Origin of the sequence: Gemmatimonas sp., from assembly GCF_046594945.1 — a bacterium.
In the GTDB taxonomy this organism is placed as follows: domain Bacteria; phylum Gemmatimonadota; class Gemmatimonadetes; order Gemmatimonadales; family Gemmatimonadaceae; genus Gemmatimonas.
In genome coordinates this window covers 1-14,801 of the sequence record NZ_JBKJRB010000042.1, presented here as the reverse complement: position 1 = coordinate 14,801, position 14,801 = coordinate 1, and the positions used below count along the sequence as shown (strand labels likewise).

Annotated in this window: 17 protein-coding genes; 6 read left to right on the top strand and 11 right to left on the bottom strand. The window is 64.5% G+C overall.

From position 1 onward, the window contains the following. Positions 1-476: 476 nt before the first annotated feature. The gene (locus tag ACLL97_RS05080) at positions 477-893 is read left to right on the top strand and encodes a hypothetical protein (RefSeq protein WP_411279396.1); all 417 of its coding nucleotides are present in this window, start codon (positions 477-479) and stop codon (positions 891-893) included. Between the two features lie 346 nt (positions 894-1,239). Beyond that, positions 1,240-1,497: a hypothetical protein gene (locus ACLL97_RS05075; protein WP_411279395.1), complete on the top strand. Its 258-nt coding sequence runs from the start codon at positions 1,240-1,242 to the stop codon at positions 1,495-1,497. A gap of 386 nt (positions 1,498-1,883) precedes the next feature. Here ACLL97_RS05075 and ACLL97_RS05070 read toward each other — a convergent pair whose 3' ends face one another. From ACLL97_RS05070 to ACLL97_RS05060, 3 genes are read right to left on the bottom strand one after another with little or no spacing between them, the layout of a single operon-like run. Continuing rightward, entirely contained in the window at positions 1,884-2,282 is a 399-nt protein-coding gene (locus ACLL97_RS05070) for a PIN domain-containing protein (protein WP_411279394.1), read from the bottom strand. Next, positions 2,279-2,515 carry an AbrB/MazE/SpoVT family DNA-binding domain-containing protein gene (locus ACLL97_RS05065; protein WP_411279393.1) on the bottom strand — a complete coding sequence of 79 codons (237 nt, stop codon included), beginning with the start codon at positions 2,513-2,515 and terminating at the stop codon, positions 2,279-2,281. Before ACLL97_RS05065 ends, ACLL97_RS05070 begins: the two co-directional genes overlap by 4 nt. 52 nt (positions 2,516-2,567) lie before the next feature. Further along, a complete protein-coding gene (locus ACLL97_RS05060; protein WP_411279392.1) occupies positions 2,568-2,789 on the bottom strand; it encodes a hypothetical protein in 222 nt (73 codons plus the stop codon). 642 nt (positions 2,790-3,431) lie between these two features. Here ACLL97_RS05060 and ACLL97_RS05055 point away from each other — a divergent pair. After that, complete coding sequence (locus tag ACLL97_RS05055) at positions 3,432-3,515, top strand: hypothetical protein (protein WP_411279424.1); 84 nt, start codon at positions 3,432-3,434, stop codon at positions 3,513-3,515. A gap of 19 nt (positions 3,516-3,534) precedes the next feature. Here ACLL97_RS05055 and ACLL97_RS05050 read toward each other — a convergent pair whose 3' ends face one another. Genes ACLL97_RS05050 through ACLL97_RS05040 form a run of 3 tightly spaced genes read right to left on the bottom strand, consistent with a single transcriptional unit; the run spans position 3,535 to position 7,552 of the window. After that, positions 3,535-5,157, bottom strand: coding sequence for a hypothetical protein (locus ACLL97_RS05050; RefSeq protein ID WP_411279391.1), 1,623 nt, complete (start codon positions 5,155-5,157; stop codon positions 3,535-3,537). Then, on the bottom strand, positions 5,154-6,377 hold the full coding sequence (locus ACLL97_RS05045; protein ID WP_411279390.1) for a hypothetical protein: 1,224 nt from the start codon (positions 6,375-6,377) through the stop codon (positions 5,154-5,156). Before ACLL97_RS05045 ends, ACLL97_RS05050 begins: the two co-directional genes overlap by 4 nt. Positions 6,378-6,388: 11 nt before the next feature. Further along, entirely contained in the window at positions 6,389-7,552 is a 1,164-nt protein-coding gene (locus ACLL97_RS05040) for a P1 family peptidase (RefSeq protein WP_411279389.1), read from the bottom strand. A 100-nt stretch (positions 7,553-7,652) separates the two neighbouring features. On the opposite strand from ACLL97_RS05040, the gene ACLL97_RS05035 reads away from it, so the two are divergent. From ACLL97_RS05035 to ACLL97_RS05025, 3 genes are all read left to right on the top strand, one after another. After that, a complete protein-coding gene (locus ACLL97_RS05035) occupies positions 7,653-8,744 on the top strand; it encodes a hypothetical protein (protein ID WP_411279388.1) in 1,092 nt (363 codons plus the stop codon). A 17-nt stretch (positions 8,745-8,761) separates the two neighbouring features. After that, positions 8,762-9,247 (top strand): cyclic pyranopterin monophosphate synthase MoaC, encoded by a 486-nt coding sequence (gene moaC / locus ACLL97_RS05030; protein ID WP_411279423.1) that lies wholly within the window; start codon positions 8,762-8,764, stop codon positions 9,245-9,247. An 81-nt stretch (positions 9,248-9,328) separates the two neighbouring features. After that, on the top strand, positions 9,329-10,066 hold the full coding sequence (locus ACLL97_RS05025; RefSeq protein WP_411279387.1) for a transglycosylase SLT domain-containing protein: 738 nt from the start codon (positions 9,329-9,331) through the stop codon (positions 10,064-10,066). 45 nt (positions 10,067-10,111) lie between these two features. Here the strand turns inward: ACLL97_RS05025 and ACLL97_RS05020 are convergent, their stop codons facing one another. The 5 genes from ACLL97_RS05020 to ACLL97_RS05000 form a co-directional block, all read right to left on the bottom strand. Next, entirely contained in the window at positions 10,112-11,530 is a 1,419-nt protein-coding gene (locus tag ACLL97_RS05020; protein ID WP_411279386.1) for a transglycosylase SLT domain-containing protein, read from the bottom strand. 272 nt (positions 11,531-11,802) lie between these two features. Next, the gene (locus ACLL97_RS05015) at positions 11,803-12,279 is read right to left on the bottom strand and encodes a hypothetical protein (RefSeq protein WP_411279385.1); all 477 of its coding nucleotides are present in this window, start codon (positions 12,277-12,279) and stop codon (positions 11,803-11,805) included. A 115-nt stretch (positions 12,280-12,394) separates the two neighbouring features. Further along, a complete protein-coding gene (locus tag ACLL97_RS05010; RefSeq protein WP_411279384.1) occupies positions 12,395-12,910 on the bottom strand; it encodes a phosphatase PAP2 family protein in 516 nt (171 codons plus the stop codon). A gap of 126 nt (positions 12,911-13,036) precedes the next feature. Continuing rightward, complete coding sequence (locus tag ACLL97_RS05005) at positions 13,037-13,729, bottom strand: response regulator (protein WP_411279383.1); 693 nt, start codon at positions 13,727-13,729, stop codon at positions 13,037-13,039. A gap of 18 nt (positions 13,730-13,747) precedes the next feature. Beyond that, positions 13,748-14,801 (bottom strand): sensor histidine kinase (locus ACLL97_RS05000; RefSeq protein ID WP_411279382.1); only part of this gene is annotated, 1,054 nt, incomplete at its 5' end.

The window sequence follows — 14,801 nt, the reverse complement described above, 5'->3', positions numbered from 1 at the left end:
CCACCTTGTGACTGAAGCCCACCTGATCAGCACGTCCGTCGCTCTTGTCATATCGCGCCGCTGAGAGCGCGAGACGGACTCGGGAGGGACCGTGCGATGCCCGAGCGCAGGTTGGAGGCGCCGACTTCGTTTGAGCAGTACCGCGTCATGCCCTCCCACTCGTGCACGAAGAAACCCGAGGGAAACGGCTGCACGAGACGGCTCGAGATTCGCGGCGCCATTCTTCGTCGTGGCAGGATCTCGGCGCCGCGCGTTCGATCGGTCAAGCGAACCTCGCAATACGTTCGTTGGGCGGGGATGAGGCGCAATGATTGCACATTTCGGACGACATGCGTAGTGGCGAACCGAGTAGGAACATCAGGGCGTGCTGGGAAGAGATTGCTTTGCCGGCACTAGGTCGGTCGATTGAAATGGCGTTGGATGAGCTTGGCGACGTGTGTCGCATCTGTAAAGCACCGATACACTTGGGAGGAGCAATGAATCGACTTCGAGCATTTTCATGGTTGTCCTTCGTGCTGGTCGGGGGCCTGCCGTCCGTGGTCGCGGCGCAGGCGATACCGCTGGAGGTACCTCGCGTAGTCGTCGGCGATACACTCCGCTTCGTCATCCCCTCGTCGGCACGTCTCGTCTCCCTTGGCGTAGGGCCGCGAGGGCGAGCGGTGGGCACGTTGCGCGGGTGGCTTCAAGATTCACAGCGGACGGATCAGCCGGTGCCAGTCGTACTGCGGTTGGACTCGATCACGCCGTCGGCGCTCGAATGTCCGATGCCAGTGGCCCGACGTGCGCCAGAAACCATCTTGCGCATGCCCGTCGCCTCGGGTGATTCCACCGGCGCGCCCTTGGGCGTTGTGAAGCCGAGTGGCTGCACAAATCCGCTGGATCGCCGACCGTGAGCGGCTCGTACAGCAACGAAGTCATCTAACGTAAGGCGCTAGAGAGCGGACGAGCAATGGTGGAAGGTCGGCCGTGTGAGTTCTCTCTCCGCTCCGGCCCGTGACGTACAGTGTCGGTACGCCCGCTGCGAACGTCGCGCCCATGCTAGGCTTCGCAGCGAGTTCGAGGCCAACCCCATTACGCCACCACGTCATACTTGGAGCACCGATGGAGATGTTCTCGTCTGATTGCCGCCGCACGCCATATCGTCGGCGCGCCCTGCTCGGTCTCCTCGTCGCGACGGTGGGTTGCAATGGGGATTGTGTCCAAATCCCGTGTCCCCTCTCGATCGCGATTGACGCGGTGGTGACGAGTGCGACCGGGAGTCCGCTCACCGGGCTGTTCGTCGAGGTGGGAACGCCCACCGTTCGTATCCCGTGCGATCCCAACGCAGGTCGCTGCGTCGTCAACGGGAATGCGGGAAGCTATACGCTGCGCTTCGGCGCTCCGGGGTATCAGACGCTGCAACGCGGTGTGGCCGTGACGGCCGTGCGGGCGGGCGGCGACTGCGCATGTGACGCGGTCACGACGCAGCGGCTGCAACTGACGCTGGTGCCGCTCTAATCGCGGACGGGGGTGCCCACCATGCCCGTCGCGCGGTGAACAGCTTCCCGAAGGTCAACTTGCCGTGCGAGGGGTGGCAGCCCGAGCGCGACTTCGACCGGGAGACTCTGGGAGTGCCAGCTGCACTCCGCTCGCTACCGAAGCGGTGTTGTTGACAGCGCCTGTTGGAATGCGCGCTGCGCGCGCAATTCTATGAGCGCGCGGCAGCAAAAGGCAAAGCGTTATAAAGCTCGGCGAACGACGCGCACCTGCCACAAACCGCTTTCCCGGTTCGTCCAGCGACTTGGCGATGGCGCGCCAGCGGACACAGTGGCGTCGTCCTCAATGCGCGCCGTCGCCGCATCGTCGCGCACGCACTCGTTCCCGCTCGACTTTCGAGACAGTTCCTAACGCACCGAGACGAACCCGCGCTCTTTCACCAGCACCGTGTCGAATGTTGCCACCGACTCGCAGTCGGCCGCGCGCGCGTGCTCCCGGATGAGATAGTCGGCGAAGTCGCCCCTCCCCGCCGCGTACGCGTCAAGGGCGCGTGAGAGCTGATCGACCGCTCGAAAGCGCAGATGTCGCGCGCGAAAGAGTTGTCGCAGGAGCGCCGCAACTGCTGTCCGTGTTACGCGGTAGCTGCCACGCAACACCCACACCGTTTCGCAGACCACGATGTCCGAGACGAACAGCGACTCATCGGCGGCGATGACGCGATCGATCAGCGCGGCCGCCAAGGCCGTCTGTGCGGCGTCGTCTTTGACCAAATAGCGCACAAGGACGTTGGTGTCGAGCGCGATCACAAACCAACCGCGCCGCCTGCGATCGCCTCGTCCATCTGTTCAATGGTGACGTGTCGTCCGCCACTGCTGATACTTTCCCGCAGTGATGCCAAGTCCACCGTGTCCGCTTCGACCGTAATGGTGGAGTCCTCGTGAATGACAAACCGAACCCGGTCGCCTGCGTAGACTGCAAGCGCCTCCCGCACGGCTTTCGGTATGGTAATTTGCCCCTTGCTTGTGATTTTGCTGTTCATCCTTACCTCACAGATGTATCCTTACCAAGGGTAAGGAAGTTATCGCATGGTGTCAAGCAGTTGATGCAAGGGACAGTTTCACCGCGGCCGGGATCGCCGCCGCCCGTTGCCGCACCGGTCGAAACGCATCCCACGCATGGCCCACCAACAACCCGGCCAACAGGAAACACGCGGCCACTACCAATTCGAACATGATGTAGTTCACCACGGCCACGATGGCGCCCGTGCCGACGGCCCATCGCGCGGCTGAAAACGCCGAGGCGTTCGTTATCACTGCCCTATATGCATTTGCTCGATGCCCCGAGCACGCCCCCGGCGAACCCCCGCACGGAGTGCCCGACGCAGCGTGGTGGCGCGGCCGACGGACATCGGCTAGCACTGCTCACTCAACTCTCCACTCGTCCGTCTCATTTTCCTTGACAGGTTCCGCAACCGAGACGCACCTCATGTGGTGAACCAAGTGCGTTACGCTGATATCGTTGTGTGGACTGTCGGCTTGTGGTCCGACGGGGCCGTGCGACGGTGCTCTTTTTCCCGACGTCCCTGTTGTGCGGATCGCCGCTACTAACTCGGCGGGAAGATCACTCAGTGGCAAAGGTGCGATCGAATATCCAGATGGAACGATCTCTGCAGCGGTGCCGCTGAAAGACCTCCAGCTCTTGGATCGATCTGAGCTGAAGGGACGTGCTGAGATGACCGTGCTCGTCACGTCGGAAGGCTACCGTAGTCGTCGTGTTCGACTGGCACAATCGTGTGAGTTTGCTCCCGCTCTTGTGACGGTTGTACTTGCGCGGCTGTAGAACCGATTTCGCACGAGGGGAATGGATGGCGGCGGCTTCGCATCACATGCTTCGCTCGTAGCCGTGCTCGATCTCGATGCCACCGATGATCCGGCACACGGCGCGCAGGAAGCGCGCTGCTTTCACTGGTGTTTCAGGGATCGGGTGCCGGTGAACGCGCGACGGCGGGCGCGGTCTTGGCGGATATCGTGTCTCGCTAGCGCCCTTCTCTCGATCAGATCAACGACTTCGCTCCCCCACCGTCACATCAAAAGCGGCCGTCTCCACCGCGCCGTTGCGTCGTACCTGCACGAATACGCGGTAGGCGCCCATGCTGGGAAACGCGAAGGGAAACGACAACCTGCTTTTCTGCGTGGCGTGCATCGCGTGCGCACTACTCGCTGCCATCGCCGGTGATCCCGCTTCGGCGGTCGCCATCGCGCGGGCGATCTGCGCACTGTCGAGCAGTGCCGTGTCGCCGCGCTCGCGCCGCATCAGCTGCGCCTGCGCGGTCATACTCACGGTGCCCATGGGATGCAGATGCATGAACACGCCGGCGTCGCGACGTATCACCATCGCGTGTCCACCCATCCCCATGTACGGCGCCAACGTCGATGGTGAACCGTCGGCGTTCGTGACGGTCGCGATCAGTCGAAGATCACGTCCGACGTCCGCTCGCGCATCGGCCGTGAGCACCATCTGCCCGCCGCTCGCCAATGGGTACGCCGCGCCGAGCGAGACCGGTGCCACGACGCTCCAAGCGTCGTCGGTGTCGAGAGTCGGCACGACGGCCGAGCTGACCGCGGCGGGCACGGAGCCATCCTCACCAGGCACCACGGGCGCCACAGGAATGTCGACCGTGTCCACCAGCGTGCGCTGCGCGCCGTTCTGAAATAGCAGGTCACCGAATAGGTAGTATCTCCCCGCGGGTACCGCCGGCACACGCGTCACGAACGTGTCGGCATGCACGCGCAGCGGATGCAGGTGCGCGAGCGTACTCGAGCTCTCCGCGCCGTCGGCACGGATCAGGAACAGATGCATCAACTTGCCGTGATCAGGCATCAGTGGCGCGAAACGATTCGTCAGCCACAGGGAATCCGTGATCGCCATGGTGAGTACGCGCTCGGCGTCCACCAATCGGACCGCGGCCTGCATAGCAATCGGTTTCAGTAAACGACGCTGGTAGGCGCGTTCCTCTACGTCCCACCACTTCGATCCACCGAACAACGCTAAGGCCAGTAGTGCCGCCCCAGATGCCGTCGCAATACGTGCGCCGCGCACGCGAGCCGGGGTCGGCGATTGGCCGGGCGCCACCGGTCCTTCGCGCACCGCAGCGCCAATAATCGTGAGCAGTCCCGCTACCAGTAGCGTACCGAGCGCCACGAGCGCCGCGCCCATACCGCGCGCCATCCCGAATGTTCGGGTCGCGCTCGTTTGCATCGGCACCACCACCGTACCACCGCCCGACGGTCCGTTCACCGTGACGTAAACCGAGTAGACACTGGCAGTCATGATCCACAGGTCGTGCGCCCACACTCCAGGGTCGCCCGGAACCAGCGCGGCATCTTCGGCTGGCGGCGCGCCCTTGGTGCCCACGTTCCACTGTGCGGCACGTACCGTGACCCGGGTTGCTGTTCCGCTCAGCACGCGCACCGTGATCGGCACCTGCGCCGGCACGACGCCGGGGGGATTGATCAACACCCGCACCGGATAGCCCCCCGCCTGCCCTTCGAACACCACTTGGCTAGTCCCGATGTGCGCCGACAGCAGCACGCAGGCCAGCACGGCACCGCCAAGTACCGTAAGGCGCGTACCGATTCGCGACAGTAGCGCACCGATTCGCGGCATCCGAGCGGCGATCACCGACGCACCGAGCGCAGCCAGTTGCCCCAGGCCAGCCCGGTGCGCGCCGAGAATACGGCCAGCACCGCGGCAATACCGAAGGCGCGCACCGTCTGCGCCGCTGGCTCTTCCGCAAACTGGCGCATGGAGCGCAGCCAGTCGGGCGGCATCATGTACGGAATGTTGTCCGTGTTGAAGAACCAGTTGCGCGACGCGTCGCTCACCAGAAAGTTGGCGAACGGCCATTGCGTTGCCGCATGGACGGCAAGAAACAGCACACCGAGCATCGCAGCCTGCAACCAGGCATTGCGCTGCCGAATACGCGGCATGAGCAGATCGAGACAGATCGCGGGCATCAGCAGCAGCAACGGGAAGTCCAGTGACACCATGTGCGTGACCGCCGTACGGATCGGTCCGAGCTTGGGCGATCCTTCGAACAGCGGCAGCACCCACACCTGCACGCCCATCACCAGCGTGTACACGAGCGCGGTGGCGGTGGCACCATAGCGGAGGCGCGTGCTTCTGGCCGCCGCGACCAACGCAAATGGGAACACGAGCGAGGACACCAGATAGAAGCTGCCAAGGTGCATCGTTTCACGATCATGATATTCCGTCGTGAAGATCGACAGCATGGCGAGCACCAAGCCGCCGACGTAGGCCACGAGGTACGGCGCCACGCCCGCACTCCCGGCGTCGGCAGCGGCCGACGTTTCAGCGCGATCGGCTTCACGCCCCTGCTCCGCCACCGCCATGACCAGCGCGCCACCAAGAATCGTGATGAAACCGAGCGCCAGCAACGCATGCGGCGGACTGATGATCTTGACATCGAGGCCGTACGCCGCATGCCACCAGTCATCGAACGGCGCGGAAGTCAGCATGGCGACCGCCCCCCAGATGCACAGCCATCCGCCCAGCGGACCATTGAACAGGCGCCACACGGTTACGCCGTCGGTAGGCGTGGCCTTTGAGAAAAATGATCGGCGTAACACCTCGAACCCGCAGGCCAGTCCGGCCACCGCGCCGCCGGTATAGATCGCCAGGTGCGCCGGCGTCCAAAACGTGTCACGGCCAATCGTCATGTGCCATGAGATGTCCCAGATCAAACCCACGATGACACTGGTCGCCGCGAACACCACCGCCGCCAACTGCCATGGCAGCTGCCATGGCATCGCGGACGCCGTCGCGTGCGAGGTGATCTTCACGTGATCGTCCGTCGAGATAAGGAGAGAAGCCGAATCCATGTTCGTATCCATTATCGAGGGGAGCGAACACCGCGCGCTTGCAGCAACTCGCGCACGGAATCACGCGGCAGTGGGTTCACCCGGCCGGCTCGAGTGGAGACCGGTGTGGCCATCAGCAAGGCGTCGTACAAAGCTTCTTCCGTCGCTTCCGTTACCGCTTGAAACAGCGCCGACATGGCATCGTTCCCGATCTCATCGTTCGTCGACAGTGCCGCATCGGGCGAACGGCGCACGCGCGGCGACGTGGAGAAGCTAATCACGTAGTCTCCGGAGCCGTTCGAGGCGCTCGATCCCGTGCGGGCGAGTCCCATGACCGCACGGGCGCTCAGGCGCTCGAGGTTGCGCGACAGAATCGGCGCATCAGTGGCGATCACGATCATGCACGAGCCGTCGCCTCGCTCGGCGCCCAGGTCGCCGGGCGAACCGCCCGCCGCGCGCTCCACGTCGCGCTGAAAGGCGTAACGCCCCAACAGCTGTCCGATCGGCACGCCGGCCATCTGCAGCACCCCGCCGTAATTACCCTGCGCGATCACGCCCACGGTGTATCCGCCAAGCGACGCCGGCAGTTTCCGCGACGACGTCCCGATGCCGCCCTTCCAGCCAAACATCACGGTGCCGTGTCCCGCCCCCACACTACCTTCGATCACCGGTCCCGTGTCGGCGGTGGCCAGCGCGCGGTTCACGGCAGCGGCGATGCCCGGCCGCGAGCGGGTCGCGTTCAACTGCCCATCATTGGTTTCGCCCACCACCGGGTTGATCGACCGCACGTTCGCGTTCTCCGGCTTCGCCAGCATGTACTGGGCGAGCGCGTCGCCTGCCTGCCAGATGCACAGTGTACAGGTAAGCAGCACCGGCGTTTCGAGTTCGCCGAGTTCTCGGAGCTGCGTTACGCCCAGCAGCTTGCCGAAGCCGTTGCCCACGTGAAGCGCGGCCGGTACGCGATCGCGATACAGGTCGCCCCCGTGTGGGATGATCGCGGTAACCCCGGTACGGACCGAGTCGCCGAGCGTGACCGTTTCGTGCCCCACACGCACGCCGGGCACATCGGTGATGGCGTTGTTCGCGCCCGGTGTGAAGATACCCGGGGCCAACCCCATGGCGCGGGCCCGTAGCGGTGGCAGCGCCTGCGCGCCGACGGGTACGGTCACGGCCAGCGTGGCTAGACCAAGCGTCATGCAACGACCGCGCATACGAGCGTACAAACCAGAAGGCTGTTTCATCGGAGTCATGGAGGCGGACTGACGGGGACGACCGTGATCCCTGCATATTGCGCGCATGTCGCTTCGCCCGCTCTACGGACATGCCGCCCTGCGGCATCGGCTCACGACGGCGGCCGCCGATGACCGGCTGCCAGCCAGCATCATGCTGCAAGGCCGCCGCGGTGTCGGCAAGCAGCGCCTCGGTCTTTGGCTTGGACAGTTCCTGCTTTGTGAGCGGGCGCTGCCGGAGCGACTACACGAGCCGTGCGGCAATTGCCAGCACTGCCGATATTCCGTGCGGGGCATGCACCCCGACTTGCACTGGTTCTTTCCGCGCCCCCGCCTGAAGGATGGCGACGCGTCTGCCGAGGACGTGAAAGCCGACTACGGCGAGGCCATCGCGGAACGCATGGAGGCCGAGGGCCTCTGGCCGCCGTCGCTGGGCACCGAGGGCCTGTACGTGTCCACCGTTCGCGCGCTGGTGCATCAGGCGTCGCTGAGGCCGGCGATGGCGCGACGGGCCGTGTTTGTGGTGGGCGACGCTGAACGGATGGTTTCGCAGGAGGGCGCCGAGCAGGCCGCCAATGCGTTCCTCAAGCTCCTCGAGGAGCCACCGCCGGGCACGACGATCATTTTGACCACCAGCGAACCTGGCAACCTCCTGCCTACCATCACGTCGCGTGTGGTCGCCATTCGCGTCCCGACACTCGGCCGCGCCGACATCGATGCATTCCTCGATGACGCGGTGCTAGCGCGCAAACTCGCCCGCGTGCCGCGCGACGAAGCCGTGGCGCGGATGAACGGCGCGCCGGGTGAGCTGTTCGCTGGCGAATCGATGGCGGCGGCGTTCACCGCGGCCAAGCGCATTCTCGACGCCGCACTGCAGCCGTCGACGCCGGACGGTGTCGCTGAACGGATCAAGGCCGCCGCCCGTCAAGGTGTTGCCGGGGCACGCGGTTCTTTTACCGATACTCTTGAGGCGTTGACGCATCTGTTGCACGCGCGCGCCAAGCAGATGGTCGATGTCGGACGTGATGCAGACGCACGACGCACGGCATCGGCGGTGGTGTTGGTTGAATTCGCGAAGGCCAAAGCGCAGGGTAATGTGAGCCCGCAACTGCTTGGCGCTTCGCTCCTCTCCTCCCTTCATCGGACACTCCGCCCGTGACGCCAGACAAGCCGGACGTGCCCGCGCGCGAGTTTTCGCACCTGGATGCGGCAGGAAATTTCACCATGGTGGATGTCGCCGAGAAGCCGATTACGGTGCGTTCGGCGCTGGCCAGTGGCTCGATTCGAATGGAGGTGGAGACACTTAAAGCCATACGGGACAACACATTAAAGAAAGGCGATGTGATTCCAGTTGCACGACTGGCTGGAATCCAAGCCGCGAAGCGTACTGCCGAGCTCATCCCGTTGTGCCACCCGCTCCCTTTGTCGGGAATCGATATCCGGGTTAACGTTGATGAGTCCCTACCTGGTCTTAGGGTTGAAGGATTCGTCAGAACCACCGCTCAGACTGGGGTGGAGATGGAAGCGTTGACTGCAGTCTCCGTGTCGTTGTTGACGATTTACGACATGGCGAAGGCAATCGACCGGACGATGGTGATCTCCGACATCGTGCTGCGCGAAAAGCGCGGCGGCACGAAGGGGGATTTCACCAGAGGTCCGTGAGTATCCTGCTGATCGAGAGGTGTCATGACCGATTCGACCGATAAAGTACCGAGCCGCGACGCCGTGGCTCGCAGACGACGGATGCATCGTCGTCATGCAAAGCGTCGTTTGACGAACGTGTTCGTCGCGGCCGCTGTCGTGTTTACGCTCGCCGTAATGGTGACCCCCGAGGCCTCCACGCGAGCGGTGGTGCCGGCGACGCCCAGCCCGGGAATGACGCCGACCGTGGCGGCAGCGTCTAACGCCGCGAGTCTGCCGATTCAGCCGCTCTGGCGGCCGGCCGGTGCGGTGCTCAAGCGCTCCAAGGTGGTTGCGGCCCCGACGCTCCCCTTTGGTCTCGATCCGAAGGAGCGCGAGCGTCGTGAGTCGCTCAGTCGCTGGCATCGCATCTACACATACAGCTCGAAATATCGCATCAAGCCTGAACTTTCCCGCCGTATCTATGATGCGGCCACGACGGCGGGGATCGAGCCGGAGCTTGGCTTCCGTTTAGTACGCGTGGAAAGCGTTTTTGACACGCGCGCCGTGAGTTCTGCTGGAGCGTTAGGCCTCACCCAGCTTATGCTCGGCACCGCCCGCGAGTACGAGCCCAACGTCACCCGGGAGCAGCTGCTCGATCCCGACGTCAATCTCCGGATCGGCTTCAAGTATCTGCGCGGCCTCATTCGCGATTACAAGGGCGACCTCAAACTGGCGCTCCTCGTCTACAACCGCGGTCCGGTGGCGGTGCAGCGGTCGCTCAGCATGGGCATGAGCCCGGCGAACGGTTACGAGAGCATCGTCACGAAGGGGTACCGCGGGCGGGGATATCTTGAATAGCTGCGCCGTACTTGGTGTGGTGTAAGGCGTACGGACAACAACCAGCTACGTCCTGGGCGGCGTCTTCTTGTTCGGAGACGCCGTTTTCTTTTTGACGACGGGCGACTTCTTGGCGGTGGACTTCTTGGCCGTGGACTTCTTGGCCGTGGACTTTTTCGCGCTCGACGATTTGCTGGACGTCGTCGTACTCCCGCTGCGGAGCCGCAGCGTCTGTCCGGCAATCAGGCGTGACCCCTTCATGCCGTTCAACGACTTGAGACGTGTCACGGTCGTGCCGTAACGCTTGGCGATCGCGCCAAGCGACTCACCACGTTTCACCACGTGGATGCCGCGAGAGCTCAGCGTGGAGGGCGACGAGCCCCCGTATCGCTCAAGGCCGGGATCGGGGATCTCGCGGGCGAAGTCGATGGCCAGGTCGCTCGGAATTCTCAGCGACTGGCCGGCCACCAACCGACCCTTCTTGGTCGTCTTGATGGTCGGGTTGAACCAGCGAAGCTGTTTCAGTGTCACGCCCTGCTTGTCGGCGAAGCCGGCTAGCGTAGCGCTGTTCCCACTGACGGCTGCCGTGTGATAGCCGCGTCGGTTGGCTTCCGGGATACTGTCGAGAGCGATGCGCGTGCGGTCGGCCAACCCCACCGGTACGCGCGCCCAGATGCTGGCGTCGGGCGGCGTGATGCCACGAAGCACCGCCGGATTGAGATCGCGCACCTCCGACTTCGTGGCGCCGCTGGCGGCGGCAATATGCGCGAGGCTGGTGCCGGGGGTCACCAGCACCGAATCGTAGCCATACAGCGGCAGCGAATCGATCACCAGGCCATAACGCGCCGGCATCTTGGCCACGAGCGCCGCCGCGATGATTTGCGGCACGTAGTTCTTGGTTTCGGCGCGCAGATAGTCCTGCTCAGCCAGCGCGAAGAAACGGTCTTCGCCTTCCGCACCGTCCATTTCACTCGCGAAGCGCGTGAGCCCTCGCGCCACGCGACCCGGGCCGCCATTGTACGCCGCTGCCGCCAGATAGAGCGAGCCAAACTGCTTTTGGAGGTAACCCAGGAATCGGATGGCGCCGTCGGTCGATCGGGCTGGGTCGCGGCGCTCGTCCATCCACCAGTCCACGCGCATTCCGACATCGCGGGCTGTACTACTCATGAACTGCCACATGCCCACCGCCGCGGCTCGTGAGTAGGCGTGTGGATCGTAGCCGCTTTCAATGAGCGCGAGATACGTGAGGTCTTCCGGCATCCCGCTGGCCCGAAGCTTGGCCCGAATCATCGGTTCGTAGCGCGTGCCTCTCGAGAGACGAGCGAGGAAGCGTTCCTTGGCGCTGATCGAGAAGAGCCCGACGTAGTGTTCAACCCGATCGTGCGTTTCGTACGACCGCACGTCGATGTCCCAAATCGGAGCGTCGGCCGCACGAGCGGCGTTGACACGATCAAGCACCGCGCTGTCACCAAACACAGCGACCACGGTGCTTACTACCTCATCAGGTGTGGCGCGGTCGGCCGGTCTCGTCGTCACCGAGACCGCCGCCGCAACCGGCATAGCCTTCGCGGATACGGGCGTCGGCGCGGTGACCGGGGCGACCGATCTTGCACGGCCGCACGCTGCGGTCGCGAGCAACAGCAGGACCGGGGCGGAATGAAGAGCGAGTTTCACGCGGGCAACCTGACGAGAGCCGGAACGAATGGGTGGCCGGTCGGACCCCTCGCCCTTCGTGACGTTCCTTCAGCCCGTGACCTTCAGGCGATGGACGGCAACTGTTCGAGCAGAGGCGAAGCTAACCGGTTGGCGGCATGCAGCGCGGCGCGCGCCGTCGCTACCAATTGATCGTCCTCGACGATCGCTGCTCCAACGATACGCGTCACATTGCCGGCATGCTGCGCAAAAACGGCCACCATCATCACGGTGGTATCAAACGCGCGCACGGGCTTCACGCCGATCAACTCAAACGTCAGCACGCCACCGGTGGCCTGCGTGATGGCGTGCAGCGTCGCGAGCGCCGCGAGACGGAGATCGCCGCCGGGACAGGCCGAGCCCTCTTGGCGACACACGATCCGTTGAGACTCACCGGGTCCCTCGACCTCCACGGACACGCGCGACGTCGCAATCGGCCCACGCTCAAGACGGCAACTCAACAGCCTTAGGCGTTGGGCGGTCGCGCTGATGCTCGGTGGCGACGTCGTGAGGCTGCCGGCGAGCAGCTCGGGGAGGAACATGTCTAGTGGTCGGGGCGGATGGGGGGTTGTCACAGGGGTGACGACTCACGGCAACCGCTGTCACGGCGTCCTGTGACCTACCTCGCACTTGGGACCCATCGTTTGCCGATGCCCGCTAGCCGAGGATCGGATAGGCCGAGATCAGGGCGATCGCTTGCCCCATGAGCACGTCGCCGGGATAGTGCACGCCCAACATCACGCGAGAGAATCCCACCAGCAGCGCTAGGAACAACAGTGGCATGGTCAACACAGGAATCGCACTAGCGAGGCCCACCGCCAGCGCCATGGCCGCGCAGGCGTGTCCCGACGGGAACGAGAAGCGATCGGGGATCAGCACCAGTGCCGCCGACGATTCGCCGGCCGATGGCCTCGGCCTCCCAACCGATCGCTTGATGAGCTGAACCACGAGGTGAGACAGCCCCAGCAAACACAGCGTGCGCCACGCCATCGCCAGCGACCCGCCGGGGATCACGACCTGCACGATGGCGAGACCGAGACTAGCACGCGCACCGCCAAGGTGCGTGAGCATGACCCAGAATCGACGGAGTGAGAGGGCCGCGCTGGAGGTGAGGGCAAGACGGGCGAACAAGGCGCGATCACGCGCATCGAGATCGGTCAGCCAGTGGCTCATGATCAAACAGAGTCGTCATCGCGCGTGACGGAGCGCCGACGAGACCATCACCACTATGACACGGGGACGTAACGCCTCGCACCACGACGAGCACCCGTGCGCGCCGCCGTCTCACGATCCCACGCGTCAGGCGTCCGACACCAGACCGGCTTCGAGCGCCAATCGGGTGAGTCCAGCCACACTATGAATCTCGAGCTTTCGCATCAGACTCTCGCGATGCGCTTCCACGGTGCGACGACTGATGCCCAGCTCGGCAGCGATGGCCTTGTTGGTGAGGCCTCGAGCGACGCCACCAAGCACGTCGCGCTCACGAGGGGTCAGTTGCTCGAGCTGAAGCTGCGGCGCCGACACCGGCGCCGCCTCACTGGCGGTGAGCCGCTTCACCACCGCGGGACTGAAGAACGTGCCGCCAGCATAGACGGCGTGAATAGCCGCTCGCAACTCTTCGCCAGCAGAATCCTTCAGCAGATAGCCATGCGTACCGATGCGCATGCCTTCGCGTACGTACTCGCTCTGGTCGTGCATGCTCAGCATGAGAATACGCGCCGATGGCAACGCGACGCGAATGCGAGCCGCCGCATGCAATCCCGTCTCTTCGGGCATCGTGATATCGAGCACGACGACATCCGGTTCGAACTTTTGGGCGAGCTCCACGGCGATACGTCCGTTGGCCGCTTCGGCCACGACCTCGATGCCCGGATCGGCATCGAGCACGTAGCGCAGCCCCTCCCGAACGAGCGCGTGGTCATCGGCAATGAGCACGCGAATACGAGCGCGAATGCGCGCGGACTCTTGCTCGACTTCGGTGGGTGGCTTCACGAGCTGCTCACGAAAGAGTCACGAAGGAGTCGAAGGGGGTGGTTCGTCGACGTCAACGCGCGGCGCGCTGATCCGCACCTCGGCGCCGTTGCTATGATTGGCAATCACAACCTCGCCACCGATCGCGAAGATCCGCTCGCGCATGCCGGTGAGGCCCATGCGATTCTCGGCATCGCGAATCCGACCGTTACGTCCAATTGGAAATCCTTTGCCGTCGTCGCGCACGCTCAACATGAGCCCGTTTCCATCCTCGCTCACCAGCACGTCGACCTGGGTCGCCTGCGCGTGCCGTACCACATTCGACAGCGCCTCCTGCAGCGCACGGAAGAGCGCCAGATCGGCGTCGGGATGCAGCGGCGGGAATGTTATTGGCGCATCGAATGTGGCGCGAATCCCGCTACGCTCGGTGAAATCGGTGGCCAGCGAATGCAGCGCCGGTCGCAGCCCCAGGTCATCGAGCAACGTCGGACGCAGATCGCTGGTGACCTGTCGAATGCTCGCAATGCCGGTATCCACCAGCGACAGCAGGCGATCAAGGCGTGGCGCGGTTCCGTCGGCCAACAGCGGGCGCAATGCCTCGAGCTGCATTTTCACCGCGGAGAACACCTGGGCCGTTTCATCGTGCAATTCTCGCGCGAGACGGCGGCGCTCATCCTCGTGCTGGCGCACCATGCGGGCGGAGAGCTGCTCGAGCGCCTTGGTGCGCGTGGCAAGCTGCCGGTCGAGCGCCGACTGCTCGAGCGCCGCGCCCACCTGCTGGCCGAGCGTGAGCAGGAAGTCGTCATCGAGCGCCGTGAACGGATTGCGCACATCGCCCGCCATGACCAGCGCGCCCACCAAACGCGAGCCCGTTCCGACCGGCAACGCCGCGATGAACGGCTGTCGTCCCTCGGCCGCGACGACCTGCGGTCGTCTCGAGATACGCATCCGGGTGAGCGCATCGAGCACCGCCTTGTCGGGGCGCGCGTTGTCCCACGAAGCGCAGGAGCCGGCACCGCGAACGAATCGTCCGCGGGTGGCCGGCGCGGACGCACCCGGCGCGGACGCACCTCGTGTCGCGTCGTCAAACGCC